Genomic DNA, 22059 nt, shown 5'->3' on the forward strand with positions numbered 1-22059 from the left:
ACTTGGCCAAACCGTTACGCCGATCCTGCCAAATAACCCGCAATGCCCGCTTTTCTTGCGTCACCCAAGGCTCGACCCATAAACATAAAAATACGGGTAACCCACGATGATCCACAGCACCAGCAATCCCGCTGCTCAGCCGCTGAGCAGTTCCCCGCACGCAGGTATCGGCGACAAGATCCGCGGCGCCATGGCCGTCGGCAAGACCCGTTGGGTCATGCTGGCCCTGGTGTTCTTCGCCACCACCCTCAACTACATCGACCGTGCCGCCCTCGGCGTCATGCAGCCCATCCTCGCCAAGGAGATGAGCTGGACGGCGATGGACTACGCCAACATCAACTTCTGGTTCCAGGTCGGTTATGCGATCGGCTTCGTCCTGCAGGGCCGGCTGATCGACCGCGTCGGCGTCAAGCGCGTGTTCTTCTGCGCCGTACTGCTCTGGAGCCTGGCCACCGGCGCCCACGGCCTGGCCACCTCGGCGGTCGGCTTCATGGTCTGCCGGTTCATTCTCGGCCTGACCGAAGCCGCCAACTACCCGGCCTGCGTCAAGACTACCCGCCTGTGGTTCCCGGCCGGCGAACGCGCCGTAGCCACCGGCATCTTCAACGCCGGTACCAACGTTGGTGCCATGTTCACCCCGATGCTGCTGCCGCTGATCCTCACCGTGTGGGGCTGGCAGGCCGCGTTCATGGCCATGGGTGCCCTGGGCCTGGTGTGGGTGCTGTTCTGGGGCCTGAAGTACTTCAACCCTGAAGACCACCCGACCGTCACCGCCGCCGAGCGTGCCTACGTGATGGGCGAAGCGGAGCCTGAGCAGAAAGGCGTGCCGTTCTCGCGGATCCTGCGCATGCGTGGCACCTGGGCCTTCGCCCTGGCCTACTCGATCACCGCGCCGGTGTTCTGGTTCTACCTGTACTGGCTGCCACCGTTCCTCAACCAGCAATACAGCCTGGGCATCAGCGTCACCCAGATGGGTATCCCGCTGATCGTCATCTACCTCAGCGCCGACTTCGGCAGCGTCGGTGGCGGCATCCTCTCCTCGTTCCTCATCGGTCGCGGTGTGGCCCCGGTCAAGGCGCGCCTGATGTCGATGCTGCTGTTCGCCGCAACCATCATCGGCGTGATCTTCGCCGCCGGCGCCAGCAGCCTGTGGGTCGCGGTCATCGCGATCTCCCTGGCGATCGCCGCGCACCAGGCCTGGACCGCCAACATCTGGAGCCTGGTGATGGACTACACGCCCAAGCACATGATGAGTACGGTGTTCGGCTTCGGCGGCATGTGCGCGGCCATCGGCGGCATGTTCATGACCCAGATCGTCGGCTATGTGCTGACCGTCACCAACAACAACTACAGCGTGTTGTTCACCATGATCCCGCTGATGTACTTCATCGCCCTGACCTGGATGTACTTCATGGCGCCGCGCAAGGTGCCGAAGGTCGACTGATCGCTCTACTGCTTCACCCTCGCGGGGCCTGTCCTGATCCGGGACAGGCCCCGCGTGCGTTTCAGCGCCGCCGTTGCAGCCAGGCCGCGGCCAGTCCGCTCAGGCAGACGATGGCGATACCGATCAGCCCCCACTGATCGGGTCGCTGGCCGAACAGCACGATGCCCATCAACCCCGCGAAGACGATCTGGCAATAGCTGAACGGCGCCAGCAGCGCCGGCGGTGCATGACGAAACGCCTGGGTCAGGAACAGGTGGGCGAGCATGCCGAAGGTGCCCAGGGCCAGGGTCATCAGGCCGTGGGTCAGGCTCGGTACGGTCCAGAAGAACGGCACCAGCGCGGTCATCACCAAGGTGTTGAACAGCCCGGTGAAGAAGTTGGTGGCGGTCGGGCTATCCACCTGGCTGAGCTTGCGGGTGAGGATCTGGTAGAAGCAGAAGCAGGTCGCCGAGCCGAACGGCAGCAGCACCGCCGGGGTGAACAGCGCCCCGCCCGGGTGCACGATGATCAACACGCCAACGAAACTGGCCAATACCGCCGCCCACTGCCCCTTGCTCACCGACTCCTTCAGCAGCGGCACCGACAAGGCCGTCACCATCAAGGGTGCAAGGAAGTTCACCGCCGTCGCCTCGGCCAGCGGCAGGTACTGCAGGGCCTTGGTGAACAGCAGGCTGCAACCCAGCAGGCACAGGGCCCGCGCCGCCTGCAGCCGCGGCCGGCGGGTGTACAACCCGCGCAGCCCGGCCTGGGGCAGGAAGATCCCGAGCATCAGCAGGGTATGCACCAGATAGCGCGCCCAGACCACCCAGACAATCGGATAGAACCCCGACAGGTACTTCGACATGGCGTCGTGGCTGGAAAACAGGAAGGTCGCCAGGACGACCAGGAGAATGCCTTTGAACGGTTGACTGACAGAGGGCATGGGCGCGGCTCGAAGCGTTAGAGGTGGCTCAACACGAGATGGGTCTTGTCCAGTGCCCACTGCGCCCGTTGCAGCGCGGACACGCCCTGCTCCAGCAATTGCCGGGTAGGGATTTCCAGGCTCAGGGGCAGGTCGGCCGGGACGCTGGCGAGCAGCCCGCGCAGATCGCAGTCGCCGTCACCGGGGAAGCGTCGCTCGTTGCGCGCCTGACGCAAGATCTCGGCCATATCGTCCGGACGTGGCCCGGCCACGTCGCACAGTTGCAGGTAGCGCATGCGCGAAGCCGGGACCTGGCGCAGGTCTTCCAGGCGCGAGGCGGAGCGGTCGAAATGGAAGGCGTCGACCAGCACGCAGCCGTTCTCGCGATTGGCGGCGCTGACGATTTCCAGGGCCTGGGTAAGGTTCTTCGCATCGGTCCAGGGCATGAACTCCAGATGCGGGTAGATGCCGTACTTCGCGGCCAGGTCGCACAGGGCGGCGAAGTTGTCGGTCATCCGTGCCTGGTCCGGATCGTTGCCGGCCACCAGCAATTCGGTTGCGCCGAACTCGGCACCGACTGCCAGCAGGGCATCGAAATCGGCGACGCGGGTTTCCGCCTTGAGGCGCAGGATCTCGATGTCGAGCACCTTGATCCCGGTGTCGCGCAGGCGCTCGGCAGTCTGCCGGCGCAGGTCGGCATCGCGGACCAGGGGGAAGTGATGTTCCTCGGGGGTGGCAGGCTCAAGGCGCAGGCCGACATGGCTGTAGCCGGCGCGGGCGGCGACCTCGACCATGTCCGGCGGGGACAGCTCGAGCACGGTCAGGGCAGCCAGGGAGAAGATTCGTTGGCTCATTTTCGCGGGGGTCTCTTGGGGTTGTTGTTCTGACTGCAATTATTTAGAACTTGGTTCCAGTTTCATTGCAAGCACAAAAACAGGGAGGCCTTGCTGTCCAATGGGCTTCTGCAAAGGTTGTGGTGCTCTTCAGGGCCTCATCGCCGGCAACGCCGGCTCCCACAGGTACCGAGTGCACCGCCGATCCCTGTGGGAGCTGGCATTGCCAGCGATGAGGCCGGCCAAGGCAACGAGGATCTCAGCTGAACAACTCGGAAGCCGGACTCGCCGCCGCCAGCTCCCGCACCGTCTCCAGCAACAAAGGCGCCAGCTCGTGCATGCGCGGCTCGCTCATCCGCGCCGTCGGCCCGGCCACGCTGACCACGCCCAGCGCATGCCCGTCCTGCGGGTCGGCGATCACCGCCGCCAGCGCCGACATGCCCACCGCCGAACTCTCCACCACCCAGGCATAACCATGCTCTCGGGCCAGGCGCAGGCGTTCGAGCAGTTCGACATTGGACTTCGGCGCATTCGGCCCGAACTCCTCGCGCGGCGCCACACCCTGGCGCTCTACCAGCAGCAGGGCCTGGGCATCGCTCAGGCTGGCCAGCCAGGCATGCCCGGAGGCGCTGTAGAACAGCGGCGCATCACGGCCCATGTCGGGATCGTACTTGAGCCCGGAGCGGGCGCCCTGGGACTTGGCGATCCAGGTCTGGCGTTCGCCATCGATCACCCCGAGGCGCACCAGTTCGCCGGTCTTTTGCGCGAGGTCGTCGAGGATCGGCTGGACGATGTCCGCACCGCTGTTGGCCAGGTAACGAAAGCCCTGGGCCACCAACCGGCTGGTCAGCAGGTAGCGGCTGTTTTCCGGGTTCTGCCGCACATAACCCAGGCGGATCAGCTCGGCGAGCATGCGGTGGGTCGCACTCTTCGGAATGTCCAGTTGCTCGGAAAGCGTCTGCATCGGCAGCCCGCGAGGCTCGCCGGTAAGGCTTTCGATAAGGCTGAACGCGCGTTCGATCTGACTGCCGGCCATGGTCATGGTCCCTGAAAATGTTGGCGAATTCTAAAGAGCGCCGGACAAAGCGCAAACCACTGTTCGATCTTCGCCCAACTTTGGCGAAGGAGGCTTGGCACTGTCGACGCGATTGCGCGATTATGGAATCAAGTTCCAAAAAACAAAATCCCGAGGATCCTTCATGACCGCTCTGCCCGCCCAATCCCGCACCGTCGAGTGCGATGTCCTGGTGATAGGTTCCGGCGCCGCCGGCCTCAGCGCAGCGGTCACCGCCGCCTGGCACGGGCAGAAAGTGATAGTCGTGGAGAAGGACCCGGTATTCGGCGGCGCCACCGCCTGGTCCGGCGGCTGGGCCTGGGTGCCGTGCAACCCGCTGGCCCGTCGTGCCGGCATCGTCGAGGAGCGTTCGGCGCCGCGCACTTACCTGGAACATGAACTGGGCGAGCGCTTCAATGCGCCGCTGATCGACGCCTTCCTCGATGCCGCACCGAACATGGTGAGCTTCTTCGAAAAACACACACGCCTGCAGTTCGCCGACGGCAACGGTATCGCCGATATCCACGGCGATACCCCCGGCGCCGGCACCGGCGGCCGCTCGGTGATCGCCGCGCCCTATGACGCCCGCGAGACCGGCAAGCTGCTCAAGCGCCTGCGCCGGACCATGCGCGAGACCGCGTTCTGGGGCATGCCGATCATGGCCGGCAAGGACCTCACCGCCTTCCTCACCCTGACCCGCTCGTGGCGCTCGCTGCTGCATGTGGCCAAGCGCGTCAGCCGCCATCTGCTCGGCCTGGTCACCCATGGCCGCGCCCTGCACCTGGTCAACGGCGTGGCGCTGGTGGCACGCCTGGCGAAATCCGCCGAAGACCTCGGCGTGCTGCTGTGGGAATCGGCACCGGCCCGGCGCCTGCTGCACGAGGACGGCAAGGTGGTCGGTGCCGTGGTGCAGACGGCCAAGGGCGAGGTGACCATCAAGGCCCGTGCCGTGGTACTGGCCGCGGGCGGCTTCCCCAACGATATCGAGCGGCGCAAGGCGATGTTCCCGCGTACGCCCACCGGCCACGAGCACCTGGCCCTGCCACCGCAGGCCGCCAATGGCGACGGCCTGCGCCTGGGCGAAAGCGTCGGCGGCAAGGTCGCCGACGACCTGTACAGCCCGGTGGCCTGGGCGCCGGTGTCGAAGGTGCCCTACGCCGACGGCAGCAGCGGCCACTTCCCGCACATCATCGAGCGCGGCAAGCCGGGGATCATCGGGGTACTGAGCAATGGCCAGCGCTTCGTCAACGAGGCCGGCGGCTATTACGACTACGTCAGCGCCATGGTCGCGGCAGCGCCGGGGGAGAAGGTCGAGTCGTGGCTGATCTGCGATCACACCTTCCAGCGTCGTTACGGCCTCGGCATCGCCCGCCCCTTCCCGCTGCCGACCGCCGCACTGGTGCGGCGCGGCTATCTGAAGCGCGCCGACAGCCTGCACGAACTGGCCAACCAGTGTGGCATCGAGGCCCGCGCGCTGGTCGATACGGTCAGCGAATACAACCGCCACGCCCGCCTTGGCGAAGACCCGCAGTTCGGCCGCGGCAGCACCCTGTACAACCGCAAGCAGGGCGATGCGCTGCACGGGCCGAACCCCTGCGTGGCGCCCATCGAGCAAGGGCCGTTCTATGCAGTGAAGGTCGAGGCCGGCTGCTTCGGCACCTTCGCCGGGCTGCGCACCAACGAACACGCGCAGGTGCTGGATGCAAGCAAGCAGCCGATCGAAGGGCTGTATGCCGCAGGCTGCGACATGGCCAGCATCATGGGCGGGCACTACCCGGCCGGCGGCATCAACCTCGGCCCGGCACTGACCTTCGGCTACATAGCCGCGCGCCATATCGCCGGGGCCACGGCCTACGAATGATCAGTTGCAGCGCTGCCCGGAAATCGCCGGGTGGTAGATCGGCTGGACCTTGTTCCCCGCCGGGTCCAGCAGGTGGAAGCTCCAGGTCCCGTCGCCGTGGGCGAACGGCGTGTCCAGCAGGGTCACCCCGCATTCCTTGAGATAGGCATGCCAGGCGTGCAGTTCGTCGATGCTGTCGACCACGAAGCCATAGTGATCCACCGCCTGCACGCCGCTGCTGGGGGCGAAGGCGCGACCGAGGGACAGGTTGTCGTTGCCGCAGGTCAGGTAGACCAGGTCTTCGTTGGCGCGATGCAGCACCTGCATGCCCAGCACATCCACATAGAAGCGTTCGCAGACTTCGAGATTCGGCACCAGGATCGCGAGATGGCGCAGGCCGTTGAGGCGGCTTGGACGGACAGGCATGGTTTCGGCTCCATTTTTGTATACAATTTTTCGCAAATATAAGACAAAAAGGAGTTCGACGTGTACAGCCTTCTACTCAAGACCCAATTGCAGCCTGGTGGACTGGAACGCTTCATGGAGGCGATGCGGGTCAATGCCGCCAGTTCGGTGCGGGATGAGCCAGGGTGCCTGGTGTTCGATGTGATCCGGGATTTCAGTGATCCGGATCTGGTGTGGTTGTACGAGGTGTACGAAAGCGAGGCGGCGTTCGAGGCGCATATGCTGACAGAGCATTTTCTTGTGAGCCGGCCATTGGTGGAGCCGCTGATTCTGAGCCAGGAGGTGATCGAGGGGGAGGTGCTGGCCTTCAATGGCAAGCGGGCCGGCTGATTTGTAGCGGATTTGAGGGCCTCATCGCTGGCAACGCCAGCTCCCACAAGGATCGCATGCACCGCTGAACCTGTGGGAGCCGGCGTTGCCGGCGATGAGGGCCTGGGTAGCAAAAGAGCTGCCCAGGCCAGGCATCAGAAGTCGAAGAACACCGTCTCCCCTTCGCCCTGGATGCGGATATCGAAGCGATACGCCGTCTTGCCGTTCACTTCGCAGCGCTTGGCAATCAAGGTCTCGCGGCGCTGTGGCTGCTCGATCAGGTTCAGCACCGGGTCCTTGGCATTGGCCTCGGCCTCGTCATCGAAGTAGATGCGGGTCTGCAGGTGGATGTTGATGCCGCGGGCGAACAGGCTGATGTTGATATGCGGCGCCATCGGCACGCCGGCGGCGTTCTTGGCCACGCCCGGCTTGATGGTCTGCATGGTCCACTCACCCGCATCGAAGGTGGTGGCAGTACGGCCGAAACCGTTGAAGGCGTTTTCCAGGTTGTAGTCGGTCTGGTAGGCGCCGTTGTGGTCGGCCTGCCAGAACTCGACGAAGGAGTCGCGTACCAGGTGGCCATTGCCGTCATAGACGTTGCCGAACACCAGGATGTGCTCGCCCGGCGCGCCGTCCTTGGCCATCTGGCTCCAGATTTCCTGGTCGCGGGTCGGGTTGCCGGCCGCTTCCAGGGCCAGGCCGATGTGGACGTAGGGGCCGGCGGTCTGCGAAGGGGTTTCCGGCAGCAGTTCGATAGGCATGACGGATCTCCTCAGCGGTTTTCGAAGTGGGTGGCGCGCTGGCCGCGCAGGACGATGTCGAAGCGGTACGCCAGGCAGTCCATCGGATTGGCGTTGCTCATGTCCAGGCGGGCGATCAGCAGGTCGACCGCAGCCGGGTTGGCGATGCTCTTGACGATCGGGCACAGCGGGATCAGCGGATCACCTTCGAAGTACAGCTGGGTGATCAGGCGGGTCGAGATCGACGGGCCGCTGATGGAGAAGTGAATGTGCGCCGGACGCCAGTCGTTAGGGCCGTTGCGCCATGGGTACGGACCCGGCTTGATGGTGCGGAAGCTGTAGCGCCCTTCGCTGTCGGTCAGGGCCCGGCCGACGCCACCGAAGTTGGGGTCGAGCGGCGCCAGGTAGCGGTCGTTCTTGTGGCGATAGCGGCCGCCGGCGTTGGCTTGCCACATTTCCACCAGGGTGTTGGGGATCGGCTTGCCGTACTGGTCGAAGACCCGGCCGGTGACCAGGATGCGCTCACCAACGGGCAGGCCACCGTTGTTGAAGTTGAGCAGCAGGTCGTTGTCGTGCTCGCCGAAACACAGGTGGGAAAAGTCCGGGCCGGTGCTTTCGCTGATCGACTGCGGAATGCTCACCAGCGCCTGACGCGGCGAGCGGGCGATGGAGGTCTTGTAGTCGGGGGTGAAGGCTTTCGGGTGCCAGTTGCGATCACGGATAACGAAGCGACTGTTGTCTGTAGCAGACATGCCGTTCTCCTGTTCTTGGATTTATGGAGAGCCCGATCAGGACGGGCGGGTGGTGCGGCAAAGTGTCTCCCTTCCCGGCCCCGGCGAAAACTGAATTGTCCGACGGTATTCATAACCATATGGTTATGTGTAACCGCATGTCTCGCCGTTGGGCTACCCTTTAGGGCGATGACACCACCCTCGTGGAGAGACACCCATGCAATGGCGAAAAGGCAGACGCAGCGACAATGTGGTCGATGCTCGGGGCGAGAGTCCGGGCGGCATGCGCATCGGCGGCGGCAAGGGCCTGACCCTGGGTGCGGTGGTGCTGATCGTCGGCATCGGCCTGCTCACCGGCCAGGACCCGATGCAGATCCTCGGCCAACTGGCCGGGCAGATGCAGCAGGGCACGCCGACCCAGACGCAACCACGCCCCGCCGCCAATGACGAGGGCAGCCAGTTCGTCGCCAGCATCCTCGGCGACACCGAAGACACCTGGCGGGCGATCTTCGCCCAGGCCAACCTTCAGTACAAAGACCCGAAACTGGTGCTGTTCAGCGGCCAGGTGAATTCCGCCTGCGGCTTTGCTACCTCGGCCACCGGACCGTTCTACTGCCCGGCCGACCAGCAGGTGTACCTGGACATGAGCTTCTTCCGCGAAATGGAGCAGCGCTTCGCCGCCGCCGGCGACTTTGCCCAGGCCTATGTGATCGCCCATGAGGTCGGCCACCACGTGCAGACCCTGCTGGGCATCTCGGCCAAGGTCAACGACGCCCGCCGCAGCGGCCAGCGCGTCGAAGGCGCGACCGGCCTGCTGGTGCGCCAGGAATTGCAGGCCGACTGCTTTGCCGGGGTCTGGGCCTACCAGGCGCAGCAGCGGCACAACTGGCTGGAACCCGGGGATGTGGAAGAAGCCCTGAATGCCGCCAATGCCATCGGCGACGACCGCCTGCAGCAGCAGGGCCAGGGCCGCGTGGTGCCGGACTCGTTCACCCATGGCACCTCGGCGCAACGGGTGAAATGGTTCAAGGCCGGCTTCGACAAGGGCGATATCAACCAGTGCGATACCTTCAAGGCCAAGGTGCTCTGAGTCGGCATCCATAACCTGGCAGCCCCCCCTGACAAGCCCCGCCTTTGCGGGGCTTGTCACATTTTGTTGAGCATTTCCGTCGGTTTTTTTGAAAAAGCGTTTCAGCTCGCCGTCTTTACGCCGATAAAGCGTCCTCAATGCCCGCTGGCCTCCAAGAAAAACAACCATCAGCGACCGCCGATCACACCTTTTCCTGGAGGGAACCCATGAACAGTTGGTTTGCCAACATCAGCGTCAATCTCAAGCTCGGCCTTGGCTTCGGCCTGGTCCTGGTGCTTACCGCCCTGCTGGCACTCACCGGCTGGACCAGCCTCGGCAGTCTTATCCAGCGCAGCAACTGGATGAGCGACATCACCCGCCTCAACAGCAACCTGACCGAACTGCGGGTCGCCCGCCTGCAATACATGCTGGCCAACGGCGACGACGCCACCGCCGCCAACGTGCAGGTCAAGCTCAACGAATTCGTCCAGCAACAGCAGCACCTGCTCAAGACCTTCAAGAGCCCGGAAAACGTCAAGCTGCTGGAACAACAGGCGCGCACCAGCGCCGAGTACCAGGTATCGCTGGACAAGATGCGCGCCGCCTACAAAGCCGCCAACGCCGCCCGCGACAACATGGGCACGACCGCCAACAGCGCCCTGGGCCTGATCGAATCGATCGGCAAGGAACTGCTGGCCAACCCCGATGCCCCGGGCCGCCTGCAGCAGTACCAGGCCGTCAGCGCCGCCAAGGAGCAACTGATCCTGGTGCGCCTGGAAGTGCGCCGCTACATGTCCGAGCCTTCCGAGCAGACCGAACAGGCTACCCTGCGCCAGCTCGACAGCGCCCTGGAGCAGGCCCGCCAACTGACCCGCGTACTGCCTGACGAAGGCGCGCGCCTGCAGCAGTTCGAGCAGTCGGTGCTGGCCTATCGCGACGCAGTCACCCGGGTCAAGGCAGCCAATACCGACATCGCCCTGGCGCGCAAGGAAATGACCACCCAGGGCTACGACATCGTCAAGAACAGCGAAGCCCTGTACCAGATCCAGCTCGACCGCCGCGACTCGGAAAGCGCCAGCGCCCGCAGCCTGCAGTTGATCGCTACGCTGCTGGCGCTGCTGGTCGGCATTGCCGCCGCGCTGATCATCACCCGCCAGATCGTTCGCCCGTTGCGCGAAACCATGGGCGTGGTCGAGCGCATCGCTGCCGGCGACCTGACCCACGAACAACGGGTCACCCGCCGCGACGAGCTGGGTGTGCTGCAACAAGGCATCCAGCGCATGGGCACGACCCTGCGCGATCTGATCAGCGGCATTCGCGATGGCGTCACCCAGATCGCCAGCGCTGCCGAGGAACTGTCGGCGGTTACCGAGCAGACCAGTGCCGGGGTCAACAGCCAGAAGACCGAGACCGACCAGGTCGCCACCGCCATGCATGAAATGGCCACCACCGTGCAGGAAGTCGCGCGCAACGCCGAGCACGCCTCGGAAGCCGCCACCGATGCCGACCGCCAGGCCCGTGCCGGCGACCAGGTGGTTAACCAGGCCATCGCCCAGATCGAGAAGCTGGCCGGTGAAGTCCAGCGCTCCACCGAGGCCATGGCCCAGCTGCAACAGGAAAGCCAGAAGATCGGCAGCGTCATGGACGTGATCAAGTCGGTGGCCGAGCAGACCAATCTGCTGGCGTTGAACGCCGCCATCGAAGCGGCTCGCGCCGGTGAAGCCGGGCGTGGTTTCGCCGTGGTCGCCGACGAAGTACGCGGGCTGGCCCAGCGCACGCAGAAGTCCACCGAAGAGATCGAAGAGCTGGTGGCTGGCTTGCAGGCGGGTACCCAGCAGGTGGCCAATGTCATGCTCGGCAGCCAGAGCCTGACCGACAGCAGCGTCGAGCTGACGCGCAAGGCCGGCACCTCACTGGAGAGCATCACCCGCGTGGTGTCCGACATCCAGTCGATGAACCAGCAGATCGCTGCTGCGGCCGAGCAGCAGAGTGCGGTGGCCGAGGAAATCAGCCGGAGCATTCTCAGTGTGCGGGATGTGTCGGAGCAGACCGCGTCGGCCAGTGAAGAGACGGCGGCGTCCAGCGTGGAGCTGGCGCGGCTGGGGAATCAGTTGCAGATGATGGTCAGCCACTTCCGGGTCTGATCCGAAGGCCTCATCGCTGGCAACGCCAGCTCCCACAAGGTTTTTGCCGGTCACAAGACCTGTGTCCGGCGCGATACCTGTGGGAGCTGGCGTTGCCAGCGATAGCGGTCGGACGGTCCTACCTGACTACCTGCCCTACCCCTCTCCCGCGCGGATCCGAAGCCGTCTCCAGCTTCCCGCCGGTCACCCGGATCGCCTGGATATCGCCCATCTCCCAACCCTGGTCCTCCAGGGTGTAGCCCATCTTCTTCAAGTCCTGCGCCACCTCACCGGTCAACGGCGCATAGGCGTCGAAGTAGATGGTGTCCTTGGGCAGCAACTGGTGATGCACCCGCTGCGCGGCCACGGCTTTTTCCAGCGGCAGGTTGTAGTCGTACAGGTTGTTCAGCACCTGGAAGATCGAGGTGAAGATCCGCGAGCCACCGGGAGTGCCCAGCACCAGGGTGACCTGGCCGTCGCGGGTGACCAGGCTCGGGCTCATGGACGAGAGCATGCGCTTGCCCGGCTCGATGGCATTGGCATCACCGCCCACCACGCCGAAGGCATTGGCCACCCCCGGCTTGGAGCTGAAGTCGTCCATCTCGTCGTTGAGCAGGAAGCCTGCGCCCTTGACCACCATGCCGCTGCCATAGTCCCAGTTCAGGGTGTAGGTGTTGCTCACCGCGTTGCCCTGCTTGTCGACGATGGAGAAGTGCGTGGTCTGGTGCGGCTCCAGACCCGGACGGACCTTCTCGGTTTCGGAAATCGCCGTCGGATTGATCTCCTTGGCGCGCTTCGCCAGGTACTCCGGCGCCACCAGCTCGGCCACCGGGACCTTGGCGAAGGCCGGGTCGCCGAGGTAGTCGGCACGGTCGGCGAATACGCGTTTTTCGATTTCCGCCAGCAGATGGATATAGCGCGCTGAATTCAGCTCGACGCCCTTGAAGTCAGCCGCGCGCTGTTCCTTGATGCCCAGCAACTGGGCCAGAGCGATGCCGCCGGAGCTGGGCAGCGGCGCGGTATAGACCACGTTGCCGCGCCAGTCGATGCGCATGGGGTCGCGCCAGACCGCCTTGTAGTCCTTGAGGTCGTCCTTGCTGATCAGCCCATTGCTGGCCTGCATCTGCGCCACCAGCAGGTCGGCGGTCTTGCCCTGGTAAAACTCGCTTACGCCCTTGTCGGCAATACGCTCCAGGGTCTGCGCCAGCTCCGGCTGCTTGAAGGTTTCGCCGACCTTCATCTGACCGAAGTAGTCGTTGAAGTTGGTGCTGTCCTTGAACAGGCCCTGGGCGTCCTCGCGGTACTGGTACTGCTTGGCGGCGACCTTGAAACCGTTCTTCGCGTAGCCCACCGCCGGGGTCAGCAGCTCGGCCCAGGGCAATTTGCCGAACTTCTGGTGCGCCTCCCACAGGCCCATCACCGTGCCCGGCACACCGGCAGCGCGGGCGCCGACCAGGCTGAGGTTTTCGATGATCTCGCCCTTGTCGTCGAGGTACATGTTGCGCGTGGCGGCCTTGGGCGCCACCTCGCGGTAGTCGAGGAAATACGCCTTGCCGTCCATGTACAGGGTCATGAAACCGCCGCCGCCGATATTACCGGCTTCGGGGTAGGTGACGGCGAGGGTGAAGGCAGTGGCGACGGCAGCGTCCACCGCGTTGCCGCCTTTCTTGAGAATGTCGGCGGCGACCTGTGCGCCATATTGATCAGGAGCGGCAACTGCACCGCCTTCGAGGGTGACTGCATAAGCCGACGAGCTGGCGAGAATCGCCACGCCGAGGCCCAAGGTTCGAAAGCTGACTACGCGCATAAAACGTCCTTGGTGTTGTTTTCGTTGAACACTCATTAAGGCCCATGGGGGACGAGTTATCAAACGAGCCAGGGCGTTTCGTCAGCAGGCCGTAGCTCAGCAGGCATAGGCGGACAGCTTGCCCTGAATGAAATCAAGGAAGCACTGGATGCGCAGGGCCAGTTGCGAGTTGCGGTAGTACACGGCGTTGATCGGCTGGCGGTAACCGCTGTTGAAGTCGTCCAGCACCACCTTGAGCTGGCCGCCGCGGATGTCCTCATGGGTCATGAAGTGCGACAGGCAGGCGATGCCTTCGCCCGCCAGGGCCAGGGCCCGCACGGTCTCGCCACTGGAGGAGGTGATGGCCGGGCGGATCAGCAGACGGTCGCCGTCGGCATGGCGCAGCGGCCAGTGGTTGAGGGTTTCGGTCTGGCTGAAGCCGAGCAGGGAGTGGTCCGCCAGGTCTTCGACCCGCGTCGGCGTGCCGTGGCGCTCCAGGTAGGCCGGGCTCGCCAGCAGGTTCAGCGGGCTGCAACCGAGGGAACGGGCATGCAGGGTGGAGTCGGCCAGCTCGCCGATGCGGATCGCCACATCGGTGCTCTGCTCCAGCAGGTCGATGACCAGGTCGCAGGCGTTCAGCTCCAGTTCGATCTGCGGATACAGGGCGCGGAACTCGCCGATCCAGGGCACGATGGCGTGCTGCATGAACGGCAATGCGGCGTTGATCCGCAGGCGTCCGGAGGGGGTTTGCTGGTGCCGCGACAGATGATCCTCGAGGTCATCCATCTGCTCCAGGATCGACTTGGCCCGCTCGAAGAAAAACCGCCCTTCCTCGGTCAGGTCCATGCGTCGGGTGGTGCGGTTGATCAGGGTGGTGCCGAGCTTGCTTTCCAGGCGCGACAGGGTCCGGCTGATCGCCGAAGGGGTCTGCCCGCCCTGCTCGGCGGCGGCGGAAATCGAGCCACACTCGATCACCGAGACGAAGGCCTGCAACTCATCGGACCTGGCTTTCACGGGGTTACCTCACGACGGACGACGGGCAGAGTGATAGCCCGTCGCCGCGCGATGTGCAAGGGCGGATCAGGCGAGCTTGCCGAACACCTTGGCCAGGTGCGCCTCGTAGGCGGCAACGGTCGCCGGCACGTCGGGGCGCTTCATTACGTCGGTGGCGAGGAAGGTCGGCAGACCGCTCATGCCGAGGAACTCGTTGGCCTTGTGGAACGGGAAATACACCGCGTCCACGCCTTTGCCCTCGAAAAACTGCCCCGGCTCGTCGAACGCTTCCTGCGGCGCGTTCCAGGTCAGCGACAGCATGTACTGCTTGCCCTGGATCAGGCCGCCGCTGCCGTACTTCTGCGAGGCATCGGAGCGGGTCCGGCCATCGCTTGCGTAGAGGCTGCCGTGGCCGGCGGTGAAGATCTCGTCGAGGTACTGCTTGACGGTCCACGGCGCGCCCATCCACCAGCCGGGCATCTGGTAGATCACCACGTCGGCCCAGAGGATCTTCTCGACTTCTTCCTGGTTGTCGTAGCCACCGTCGATATAGGTGGTCTTCACATCGAAGCCGGCGCGGTCGAGGAAGGCCACGGCGGTTTCATGCAGGGTTTCGTTCAGGCGGCCATCGGAGTGGGCGAACTTCTTGCCGCCGTTGAGCAACAGGACCTTTTTCATCATCTGCCTCATCTGTGTTCGGTCCTGGATGGCGTATCACCGGGGACCGGGGTAATCGGGATGGCGGCAGATTAGTGAGCCGGGCGCTGCGGAAAAACCCACGCGCGGGCAAAACGCTTTTGACCAAAATGCACGAATCGACAGTTGATTATTGAAATAAGATTCGAGCCCTCACTTCACCGAGATCCCACCATGAGCGAACGCTACGGTTTCATCCTCAAAGCCAAGACCCGTCCGGAAAAAGCCGAGGACTTCGAGCGCCTGTTCCGTTCCTACGTCGAACCGAGCCGTGCCGAGCCGGGCTGCATCGAGTACCACATGCTGCGCGACAAGGAAGATCCGAGCCTGTTCGTGTTCTACGAAATCTGGGCCAGCAAGGAAGCGCTCGACGTGCACTCGGCGCTGCCGCACATGCAGGCATTCGCCGAGCAGCGCATGGAGTATCTGGAGCGGGATTTCGATATCCAGTTGATCGAGATGCTCAGCGAGTCGTCCGCTAGCCGTTGATCATCAGGTGGGCGCCGAGCAGCGCCAGGCCGATGAAGAAGCAGCGCTTGAACAACTGGGCGCTGATGCGCTGGCGCAGCCACTGGCCGACGAACATGCCCAGCAGGGCTGGCGCCAGCACCAGCAATGATGCGCCCAGGGCCTGGGTCCCCAGCGCGTCCTGCCCGGCCAGGCCGATGGCCAGGGCCAGCGTCGACACAGTGAACGACAGGCCCAGGGCCTGCACCCGCTCGTCGCGATCCAGGTCCAGGGCGCCCAGGTAGGGCACCGCCGGAATCACGAAGACCCCGGTGGCCGCGGTGATCAACCCGGTCAACGCGCCACACAGCGGCCCCAGCCACCTCTCCTGCCCCGGCCTCAGGCTGAACGGCGGCAACCACAGCCCCACCAGCGCATACAGCAGCAACGCCGCGCCCAATGCATGGGCAGCCCAGGCACCGCTGCTGATGCCCAGCCAGGCACTGCCGGCCAGGGTGCCAAGGAAGATCATCACCAGCATCGGCCACAGGCGCCGCAGCAAGCCACGCAGATGACCGCCACTGGCCAGTTGCCAGAGATTGGTCAAGGTCGAGGGCACGATCAGCAAGGCCGCTGCCTGCGCCGGAGGCATAGCCAGACCGAGCATGCCCATGGCGATGGTAGGCAGGCCGAGGCCGATCACGCCCTTGACCGCACCGGCCAGGAGGAAGGTGAGGATGACCAGCAGGGTCAGGGCTGGGCCGATGTCTTGGTAGAAGGCGAGGAGGGTGTTCATGACGTGCAATCCTGCCGCTGCTGCAACGATCAGCCAATGTGCAATTGATGAAGGCAGCCTACGCCATGGCAATAGGCTTAGCGGCTAAATCATTTCGTTACGGTTGCAGCCGTGCGTCGACGCGACGGTCGCTGAACGAGCTGCTTGACTGCTTGCACCACCACCGCAAGTCGGCCCATCGAATCAGGAGTTGTAGATACATGGTATATACATGGACGTTGCAGCACAGAGCGGAGTCCAACATGCAGGTCAAGATTCAACAATGGGGTAACAGCGCGGCTATCCGTCTCCCCTCCACCGTACTCAAGCAAATGAGCCTGACCAGCGGCGATGTGCTGACTCTCGATGTATCGGAGCAAGCCATCACCCTTAAACCCGTTCGCAGCAAACCCCGCTACCGGCTTGCCGAGCTGATGGCCCAGTGCGACCTGGATGCGCCGGAGCCGGCAGAGCTGGCGGCCTGGAACGCGATGCCGGCCGTGGGGCGGGAAGCTTGAGAAGGGCAAGGTTCGGCAGGGCCGACATCGTCAGGGTCAACTTGAATCCCACCGCCGGCCGAGAACAGCAAGGCGACTTTCGCCCGGCCCTGGTCATCACCCCAGCGGCATACAATGCCACCGGCCTTGCGGTGATCGCTCCTATCACCCAAGGCGGCGATTTCGCTCGTTATGCCGGTTTCGCGGTCACGCTCAGCGGAGCAGGCACACAAACCCAGGGCGTCATCCTGTGCAACCAGATTCGCTCAGTGGATCTGGAGGCGCGCGGAGCCAAACGCATCGAGACCGTACCGGACGAAATCTTCGAGGAAGTCCAGGCCCGCATACAGGCTCTGTTCGAGTAATCACTGGCTACACGTGGTAGCAGGAGCGTCCATGCACTTCGACCTCACCGACCTGCGTCTTTTCCTCCACACCGTGGAGTGCGGCAATATCACCGCCGGCGCGCAGCGCAGCCATCTGTCGCTGCCGGCGGCCAGTGCGCGGATCCGGGCGATGGAGAGTTCGCTGGGCACTGCCTTGCTGGAACGCAATCGCCGTGGCGTGCAACCGACTCCGGCGGGCCAGGCGCTGGTCACCCATGCGCGGCAGATCGGCCAGCAGGTGGAGCGCCTGCAGTTCGACCTGGCCCAATACGCCAATGGCCTGCATGGCCAGGTCCGGCTGTTGTGCAATACGGCGGCGCTGACCGAGTACCTGCCGGAACTGCTCGCCGGCTTCCTGCGCCAGCATCCGCAGATCGATGTGGATATCCAGGAGTTGCCCAGCCTGCGCATCGTCCATGCGCTCGGCCAGGGCATCGCCGATATTGGCGTTCTTTCCGACGCTGTGGTCACCGCCGACCTGCAGACCCGCCCGTTCCGCGACGATCCGCTGGTGCTGATCATGGCCCCGGAGCATCCCCTCGCTGCCGTGGACAACCCCGACTTCGCCCGCTCGCTGGAACACGGCTACGTCGGCCTCGGCGCCAGCAGCGCCCTCGCCTTGCATCTGGAGGAGCATGCGCTGCACCTGGGCCGGCGCCTGCAGGTGCGGGTGCGCGCCGAAGGCTTCGACGGGGTGATTCGCATGGTCGCCCATGGCGCCGGCCTGGGCATCGTGCCGCTGGCGGCGGTGCAACGCTGGCAGGGCTTGTTGCCACTGCACAACGTGGCCTTGCAGGAAGACTGGGCACAACGTCGCCTGCTGCTGTGCGCACGGGATTTCGCCACCCTGCCGGGCCAGGCCCGGGCGCTGCTCGATGCGCTGGTGCCGCGCGTTTAGACAACTGGACGTCGAACACAGGCAATTGCCCGCCAGACCGGCCCGCTAGGCTGCGGACTCTTTCAACTGTCTGACGGAGCCCCCTATGAGCAAGCCGATCGTCGTCCTTCGCGATACCCACCCGCTGCCGGTACTCGACGCCTGCAAATGGGAAAAACTGGCGGGCGACCCGCACACCGTCAACCTCAACGCCTACACCAGCGAAGACGGCAGCAAGATCATGGGCACCTGGATCTGCACCCCGGGCAAATGGCGGGTGAACTACGAGAAGTGGGAGTACTGCCATTTCCAGGAAGGCTACTGCGTGATCACCCCTGACGGGCAGGAGCCGATTCACCTGCGGGCGGGGGATATCTTTATCGTCGAGCCGGGGATGAAGGGGACCTGGGAAGTGGTCGAGACGGTGCGCAAGTATTTCGTTTTCGCTTGATATTCGAAGGCCTCATCGCTGGCAATGCCAGCTCCCACAGAGATCTTTGTGGGAGCTGGCTTGCCAGCGATGAGGCCCTCAAGAACAACACATCACTCCGGCTTGCGATAACTCTCGACGATCGCCGAGAAGTCCTTGCCGCCATCCCCGCGCAGGCTCATTGCCTGGTACAACTGCTGGGCTACCGCGCCGAGAATCACCGGCTGGTGCGCCTGTTTCGCCGCTTCCGTTGCCAGCCCCAGGTCCTTGAGCATCAGTTCCGCGCCGAAGCCGCCGGTATAACCGCGCGCCGCTGGTGCCGTCTCGATGATCCCCGGCCACGGGTTGTAGGTGTCGGAGCTCCAGCAGCGCCCGGTGGAGCTGTTGATGATCCCCGCCAGCACCTTGGTGTCGATCCCCAGCGCATTGCCCAAGGCCATGGCCTCGGACACGCCGACCATGGAAATCCCCAGCAGCAGGTTGTTGCAGATCTTGGCGATCTGTCCGGTACCGACGTCACCGCAGTGCACGATGTTGCGGCCCATCTGCGCCAGCACCGGCTGCAGGGTGGCGAACAGCGCGTCGCTGCCACCGACCATGAAGGTCAGGGTGCCAGCCGCTGCGCCGCCGGTGCCTCCCGACACCGGCGCATCGCCCATGTCCACGCCCTGCTTCTTCGCCGCCGCGCTGACGTCGCGGGCGGTCTGCGGGTCGATGGTGCTGCAGTCCACCACCGGCGTGCCGGCACGCACACCGGCCAGCACGCCGTTCTCGCCGAGGTACACGCTACGCACATGAGCAGCGGCAGGAAGCATGGTGATGACCAGTTCGGCAGTGCTCGCCGCATCCCGCGGCGAGTCGCTGATATGTCCGCCGAGCTCGGCCAGTTCGGCGAGGACGGTGGTGTTGAGGTCGAACAGGTTGAGGCTGTGGCCGGCCTTGATCAGGTTGCGCGCCATCGGCGCGCCCATGTTGCCCAGCCCCACGAATGCGATACGCATGATCAACTCCTTAGCGCAGGCTGATGGTGGTGTTCACACCGTCGTTGACGCTGTCGTCGTCGAACCAGCGGGCAGTGACGGTCTTGGTCTGAGTGTAGAACTGCACCACCTGCTTGCCGTACGGACCGAGGTCGCCGAGCTTGGAGCCGCGCGAACCGGTGAAGCTGAAGAACGGTACCGGGACCGGAATCGGGATGTTAATGCCGACCTGGCCGACATCGATTTCCGCCTGGAACTTGCGCGCCGCCGCGCCGCTCTGGGTGAACAGGCCGGTGCCATTGCCGAAGGGGTTGCGGTTGACCAGGGCGATGGCTTCGTCGAGGGTGTCGACTTCCAGCACCACCAGTACCGGGCCGAAGATTTCCTGGGTATAGATCTGCATCTCGGTGGTCACCCCGGAGAACAGGGTCGGACCAATGAAGTTGCCGCTTTCGTAGCCTGGAACCTTGACGTCGCGACCGTCCAGTTCGAGTTTGGCGCCTTCGCGGACGCCGCTTTCGATCAGGCCCAGCACACGCTCCTTGGCGCGCTTGGAAATCAGCGGGCCGACATCGGTGCCCGGCTCGTTGCCGGCATTCACTTTCAGCTTCGCCGCCAGGGTCTTGAGCTCCGGCAGCCACTCGCGGGCCTTGCCCACCAGTACCGCTACCGAGGTCGCCATGCAGCGCTGGCCGGCCGCACCGAAGGCCGCTCCGGCGAGGGCGTTGAGGGTCTGCTCGCGGTTGGCGTCAGGCAGGATCACCGCATGGTTCTTCGCGCCCATCATCGATTGCACGCGCTTGCCGTGCTGGCCGGCGAGGTTGTAGACGTGGGTGCCGACTTCGGTCGAGCCGACGAAGGAAATCGCCTTGATATCGCTATGGGTGCACAGCGCATCCACCACCTGCTTGCCGCCGTGGACGACATTGAGCACCCCGGCAGGGACACCGGCTTCGATGGCCAGTTCGACCAGCATCATGGTCGACAGCGGGTCTTGCTCGGACGGCTTGAGCACGAAGGTGTTGCCGCAGACGATGGCCATGGGGAACATCCACAGCGGAATCATCGCCGGGAAGTTGAACGGGGTGATGCCCGCGCACACGCCGATCGGCTGGCGCAGGGTATAGGTGTCGACGCCGCCGGCAACGTTCTCGGCGAACTCGCCCATCTGCAGGGTGCCGATGCTGCACGCATGCTCCACCACTTCCAGGCCGCGGAAGATGTCGCCTTCGGCGTCGGCGATGGTCTTGCCCTGCTCGGCGCTGAGGGTCACGGCGATGCGCTTGGAGTGTTCGCGGATCAGCGCCTGCAGGCGCAGCATGATGCGCATCCGCGCGCCGATCGGCGTGTCTTTCCAGGTCTTGAAGGCACGCTGGGCAGCGGCGACGGCGGCGTCCACTTCCTCGGCCGTGGCAAAGGGTACCCGCGCCAGCACTTGCTGGGTGGCCGGGTTGACGATGTCGCGCCATTCGCTGGTTTTCGATTCGACCCACTGACCGTCGATCAGCAGGCGAACCTGGTCGACCTTGGTCTGGCCGGGGGTATGGGGGGCGTTCATGAGGCTTCTCCTGGATTTTGTTCTTGGCGAGAGAATGGCCACCGCGAGGACGCTTGGGGCCTGGGCTGTTTTCGAGTATAGATGTGCAAATCTCTAACAAAAACGCACATAAAAGCCGGTCCAACATGCAAAAAAACATTACCTCGCTAGGTTCGTTGAACTGGGATGACTTGAAGTTCTTTCTCGAAGTGGCCCGCACGCGCAAGGCCAGCAGCGCGGCCAAGCGCCTGAATGTGGACTACACGACAGTGTCGCGGCGGATCAACTCGCTGGAGCAGGCGCTGGGTACCTTGCTGTTCGAGAAATCGCGGACCAATGGCTTCGTGCTGACCGCCGAAGGCCAGCGCCTGCTGAGCTATGCCGAGTCGATCGAGAGCACTTTGCATATGGCCTGCGAACAGGTCTCGGGCTCCGGCGTGGCCTTGTCCGGGCATGTGCGCATGGGCTGCACCGAGGGTTTCGGCAGTTTCTTCATCACTCCGCAGCTCAGCCATTTCGTCGACACCTGGCCGGCGATCTCGGTGGATATCCTGCCGCTGCCGCATTTCATCAGCCTGTCCAAGCGCGAGGCGGATATCGTCATCGCCCTGGAGCGGCCGGAGCATGGGCCCTATGTCTGCTGCAAGCTGTGCGACTACCGGCTGCGACTGTACGCGACCCAGGACTATCTCGATCGTCATGCGCCGATCCGCCAGATCAGCGACCTCGGCGAACACCCGTTCATCAGCTATGTGGATGACCTGGCGTTCAGCTCCGAGCTGCTTTATCTGAACAACCTTCTGCCCAACGCCAGCGCTCACCTGCGCAGCACCAGCGTGATCGCCCAGTACGTGGCGGCGCAGCAGGGGCGCGGGCTGGCGATCCTGCCGTGTTTCCTGGCAGCGCAGGATCCAAGGCTGGTGGCGGTGTTGCCGGAGGAAGTGGAGATAACCCGGCAGTTCTGGATGTACTGTCGGGAGGATCTGAGGAAGTTGAAGCGGATTACCTTGCTGTGGGATTACATCAGGGAGGTGACGGAGCGGAATGACGGGTTGTTGATGGGTGAGTCGCGGGAGATGGTATTTCCCGAATAACGCTGGGAGCTGGCTTGCCAGCTCCCAGCGGGTTTGTCTGTGATTTCCAGGC

Annotated in this window: 23 protein-coding genes; 11 read left to right on the forward strand and 12 right to left on the reverse strand. The window is 64.3% G+C overall.

Going from position 1 to position 22059, the window contains the following annotated elements; genetic code table 11:
- The first annotated feature begins 106 nt into the window (after positions 1–106).
- Entirely contained in the window at positions 107–1444 is a 1338-nt protein-coding gene (locus ACODSK_RS15965; RefSeq protein WP_489017434.1) for an MFS transporter, read from the forward strand.
- 61 nt (positions 1445–1505) lie between these two features.
- Here the strand turns inward: ACODSK_RS15965 and ACODSK_RS15970 are convergent, their stop codons facing one another.
- The 3 genes from ACODSK_RS15970 to ACODSK_RS15980 all read right to left on the reverse strand — a co-directional run bounded on the left by ACODSK_RS15970 (position 1506) and on the right by ACODSK_RS15980 (position 4214).
- On the reverse strand, positions 1506–2366 hold the full coding sequence (locus tag ACODSK_RS15970) for a DMT family transporter (protein WP_489017435.1): 861 nt from the start codon (positions 2364–2366) through the stop codon (positions 1506–1508).
- Positions 2367–2383: 17 nt separating this feature from the next.
- Positions 2384–3199, reverse strand: coding sequence for a sugar phosphate isomerase/epimerase family protein (locus ACODSK_RS15975; RefSeq protein ID WP_489017436.1), 816 nt, complete (start codon positions 3197–3199; stop codon positions 2384–2386).
- Positions 3200–3437: 238 nt separating this feature from the next.
- Positions 3438–4214: an IclR family transcriptional regulator gene (locus ACODSK_RS15980; RefSeq protein ID WP_489017438.1), complete on the reverse strand. Its 777-nt coding sequence runs from the start codon at positions 4212–4214 to the stop codon at positions 3438–3440.
- Positions 4215–4377: 163 nt separating this feature from the next.
- Between ACODSK_RS15980 and ACODSK_RS15985 the strand changes: the two genes are divergently transcribed.
- Positions 4378–6093: an FAD-dependent oxidoreductase gene (locus ACODSK_RS15985; protein ID WP_489017439.1), complete on the forward strand. Its 1716-nt coding sequence runs from the start codon at positions 4378–4380 to the stop codon at positions 6091–6093.
- On the opposite strand, the gene ACODSK_RS15990 is transcribed toward ACODSK_RS15985, so the two are convergent.
- Positions 6094–6498, reverse strand: coding sequence for a VOC family protein (locus ACODSK_RS15990; protein WP_489017440.1), 405 nt, complete (start codon positions 6496–6498; stop codon positions 6094–6096). It abuts the gene before it with no gap.
- 60 nt (positions 6499–6558) lie between these two features.
- On the opposite strand from ACODSK_RS15990, the gene ACODSK_RS15995 reads away from it, so the two are divergent.
- The gene (locus tag ACODSK_RS15995) at positions 6559–6867 is read left to right on the forward strand and encodes a putative quinol monooxygenase (RefSeq protein WP_489017442.1); all 309 of its coding nucleotides are present in this window, start codon (positions 6559–6561) and stop codon (positions 6865–6867) included.
- 134 nt (positions 6868–7001) lie between these two features.
- On the opposite strand, the gene pcaG is transcribed toward ACODSK_RS15995, so the two are convergent.
- The gene (gene pcaG / locus ACODSK_RS16000) at positions 7002–7607 is read right to left on the reverse strand and encodes a protocatechuate 3,4-dioxygenase subunit alpha (protein WP_489017444.1); all 606 of its coding nucleotides are present in this window, start codon (positions 7605–7607) and stop codon (positions 7002–7004) included.
- A gap of 11 nt (positions 7608–7618) precedes the next feature.
- The gene (gene pcaH / locus ACODSK_RS16005; protein ID WP_489017445.1) at positions 7619–8338 is read right to left on the reverse strand and encodes a protocatechuate 3,4-dioxygenase subunit beta; all 720 of its coding nucleotides are present in this window, start codon (positions 8336–8338) and stop codon (positions 7619–7621) included.
- 196 nt (positions 8339–8534) lie between these two features.
- Between pcaH and ypfJ the strand changes: the two genes are divergently transcribed.
- Positions 8535–9407: a KPN_02809 family neutral zinc metallopeptidase gene (gene ypfJ / locus ACODSK_RS16010; protein WP_489017447.1), complete on the forward strand. Its 873-nt coding sequence runs from the start codon at positions 8535–8537 to the stop codon at positions 9405–9407.
- A 206-nt stretch (positions 9408–9613) separates the two neighbouring features.
- Positions 9614–11530: a methyl-accepting chemotaxis protein gene (locus tag ACODSK_RS16015; protein ID WP_489017449.1), complete on the forward strand. Its 1917-nt coding sequence runs from the start codon at positions 9614–9616 to the stop codon at positions 11528–11530.
- 118 nt (positions 11531–11648) lie between these two features.
- Here the strand turns inward: ACODSK_RS16015 and ggt are convergent, their stop codons facing one another.
- The 3 genes from ggt to mdaB all read right to left on the reverse strand — a co-directional run bounded on the left by ggt (position 11649) and on the right by mdaB (position 14966).
- A complete protein-coding gene (gene ggt / locus ACODSK_RS16020) occupies positions 11649–13316 on the reverse strand; it encodes a gamma-glutamyltransferase (protein WP_489017450.1) in 1668 nt (555 codons plus the stop codon).
- A 96-nt stretch (positions 13317–13412) separates the two neighbouring features.
- The gene (locus ACODSK_RS16025; protein ID WP_489017451.1) at positions 13413–14309 is read right to left on the reverse strand and encodes a LysR substrate-binding domain-containing protein; all 897 of its coding nucleotides are present in this window, start codon (positions 14307–14309) and stop codon (positions 13413–13415) included.
- A 66-nt stretch (positions 14310–14375) separates the two neighbouring features.
- The gene (gene mdaB, locus ACODSK_RS16030; protein ID WP_489017453.1) at positions 14376–14966 is read right to left on the reverse strand and encodes an NADPH:quinone oxidoreductase MdaB; all 591 of its coding nucleotides are present in this window, start codon (positions 14964–14966) and stop codon (positions 14376–14378) included.
- A gap of 192 nt (positions 14967–15158) precedes the next feature.
- Here mdaB and ACODSK_RS16035 point away from each other — a divergent pair, with 192 nt between their 5' ends.
- Positions 15159–15473, forward strand: coding sequence for a putative quinol monooxygenase (locus ACODSK_RS16035; RefSeq protein ID WP_489017455.1), 315 nt, complete (start codon positions 15159–15161; stop codon positions 15471–15473).
- Here the strand turns inward: ACODSK_RS16035 and ACODSK_RS16040 are convergent.
- On the reverse strand, positions 15463–16227 hold the full coding sequence (locus tag ACODSK_RS16040) for a sulfite exporter TauE/SafE family protein (RefSeq protein WP_489017456.1): 765 nt from the start codon (positions 16225–16227) through the stop codon (positions 15463–15465). The genes ACODSK_RS16035 and ACODSK_RS16040 overlap by 11 nt on opposite strands.
- 242 nt (positions 16228–16469) lie before the next feature.
- Between ACODSK_RS16040 and ACODSK_RS16045 the strand changes: the two genes are divergently transcribed.
- The 4 genes from ACODSK_RS16045 (at position 16470) to ACODSK_RS16060 (ending at position 18417) form a co-directional block, all read left to right on the forward strand.
- Positions 16470–16724 (forward strand): AbrB/MazE/SpoVT family DNA-binding domain-containing protein, encoded by a 255-nt coding sequence (locus ACODSK_RS16045; protein WP_489017458.1) that lies wholly within the window; start codon positions 16470–16472, stop codon positions 16722–16724.
- Complete coding sequence (locus tag ACODSK_RS16050) at positions 16721–17068, forward strand: type II toxin-antitoxin system ChpB family toxin (RefSeq protein ID WP_489017460.1); 348 nt, start codon at positions 16721–16723, stop codon at positions 17066–17068. Before ACODSK_RS16045 ends, ACODSK_RS16050 begins: the two co-directional genes overlap by 4 nt.
- 31 nt (positions 17069–17099) lie before the next feature.
- Complete coding sequence (locus ACODSK_RS16055; protein WP_489017461.1) at positions 17100–17987, forward strand: LysR family transcriptional regulator; 888 nt, start codon at positions 17100–17102, stop codon at positions 17985–17987.
- Between the two features lie 85 nt (positions 17988–18072).
- Positions 18073–18417 (forward strand): cupin domain-containing protein, encoded by a 345-nt coding sequence (locus tag ACODSK_RS16060; RefSeq protein ID WP_042124881.1) that lies wholly within the window; start codon positions 18073–18075, stop codon positions 18415–18417.
- A 92-nt stretch (positions 18418–18509) separates the two neighbouring features.
- Here the strand turns inward: ACODSK_RS16060 and mmsB are convergent, their stop codons facing one another.
- Both mmsB and ACODSK_RS16070 read right to left on the reverse strand, forming a co-directional pair.
- Positions 18510–19397, reverse strand: a complete 888-nt coding sequence (gene mmsB / locus ACODSK_RS16065; RefSeq protein WP_489017463.1) for a 3-hydroxyisobutyrate dehydrogenase — start codon at positions 19395–19397, stop codon at positions 18510–18512.
- Between the two features lie 10 nt (positions 19398–19407).
- Positions 19408–20934 (reverse strand): CoA-acylating methylmalonate-semialdehyde dehydrogenase, encoded by a 1527-nt coding sequence (locus tag ACODSK_RS16070; RefSeq protein WP_489017464.1) that lies wholly within the window; start codon positions 20932–20934, stop codon positions 19408–19410.
- A 125-nt stretch (positions 20935–21059) separates the two neighbouring features.
- Here ACODSK_RS16070 and ACODSK_RS16075 point away from each other — a divergent pair, with 125 nt between their 5' ends.
- Positions 21060–22007, forward strand: a complete 948-nt coding sequence (locus tag ACODSK_RS16075; RefSeq protein WP_489017466.1) for a LysR family transcriptional regulator — start codon at positions 21060–21062, stop codon at positions 22005–22007.
- Positions 22008–22059: the final 52 nt, after the last annotated feature.

The sequence above is a fragment of the Pseudomonas sp. FG98 genome (genome assembly GCF_057808595.1).

Excerpts from the sequence above, each read along its gene's own strand:
- ggt (WP_489017450.1), bottom strand. The coding sequence starts at position 13,316 with ATGCGCGTAGTCAGCTTTCGAACCTTGGGCCTCGGCGTGGCGATTCTC.
- ACODSK_RS16035 (WP_489017455.1), top strand. The coding sequence starts at position 15,159 with ATGAGCGAACGCTACGGTTTCATCCTCAAAGCCAAGACCCGTCCGGAA.
- ACODSK_RS15975 (WP_489017436.1), bottom strand. The coding sequence starts at position 3,199 with ATGAGCCAACGAATCTTCTCCCTGGCTGCCCTGACCGTGCTCGAGCTG.
- pcaH (WP_489017445.1), bottom strand. The coding sequence starts at position 8,338 with ATGTCTGCTACAGACAACAGTCGCTTCGTTATCCGTGATCGCAACTGG.
- pcaG (WP_489017444.1), bottom strand. The coding sequence starts at position 7,607 with ATGCCTATCGAACTGCTGCCGGAAACCCCTTCGCAGACCGCCGGCCCC.
- ACODSK_RS16040 (WP_489017456.1), bottom strand. The coding sequence starts at position 16,227 with ATGAACACCCTCCTCGCCTTCTACCAAGACATCGGCCCAGCCCTGACC.
- ACODSK_RS16045 (WP_489017458.1), top strand. The coding sequence starts at position 16,470 with ATGCAGGTCAAGATTCAACAATGGGGTAACAGCGCGGCTATCCGTCTC.
- ACODSK_RS16015 (WP_489017449.1), top strand. The coding sequence starts at position 9,614 with ATGAACAGTTGGTTTGCCAACATCAGCGTCAATCTCAAGCTCGGCCTT.
- ACODSK_RS15985 (WP_489017439.1), top strand. The coding sequence starts at position 4,378 with ATGACCGCTCTGCCCGCCCAATCCCGCACCGTCGAGTGCGATGTCCTG.
- ACODSK_RS15965 (WP_489017434.1), top strand. The coding sequence starts at position 107 with ATGATCCACAGCACCAGCAATCCCGCTGCTCAGCCGCTGAGCAGTTCC.
- ACODSK_RS15970 (WP_489017435.1), bottom strand. The coding sequence starts at position 2,366 with ATGCCCTCTGTCAGTCAACCGTTCAAAGGCATTCTCCTGGTCGTCCTG.
- ypfJ (WP_489017447.1), top strand. The coding sequence starts at position 8,535 with ATGCAATGGCGAAAAGGCAGACGCAGCGACAATGTGGTCGATGCTCGG.
- ACODSK_RS15980 (WP_489017438.1), bottom strand. The coding sequence starts at position 4,214 with ATGGCCGGCAGTCAGATCGAACGCGCGTTCAGCCTTATCGAAAGCCTT.
- ACODSK_RS16055 (WP_489017461.1), top strand. The coding sequence starts at position 17,100 with ATGCACTTCGACCTCACCGACCTGCGTCTTTTCCTCCACACCGTGGAG.
- ACODSK_RS16060 (WP_042124881.1), top strand. The coding sequence starts at position 18,073 with ATGAGCAAGCCGATCGTCGTCCTTCGCGATACCCACCCGCTGCCGGTA.
- mmsB (WP_489017463.1), bottom strand. The coding sequence starts at position 19,397 with ATGCGTATCGCATTCGTGGGGCTGGGCAACATGGGCGCGCCGATGGCG.
- ACODSK_RS16070 (WP_489017464.1), bottom strand. The coding sequence starts at position 20,934 with ATGAACGCCCCCCATACCCCCGGCCAGACCAAGGTCGACCAGGTTCGC.
- mdaB (WP_489017453.1), bottom strand. The coding sequence starts at position 14,966 with ATGAAAAAGGTCCTGTTGCTCAACGGCGGCAAGAAGTTCGCCCACTCC.
- ACODSK_RS15990 (WP_489017440.1), bottom strand. The coding sequence starts at position 6,498 with ATGCCTGTCCGTCCAAGCCGCCTCAACGGCCTGCGCCATCTCGCGATC.
- ACODSK_RS16075 (WP_489017466.1), top strand. The coding sequence starts at position 21,060 with ATGCAAAAAAACATTACCTCGCTAGGTTCGTTGAACTGGGATGACTTG.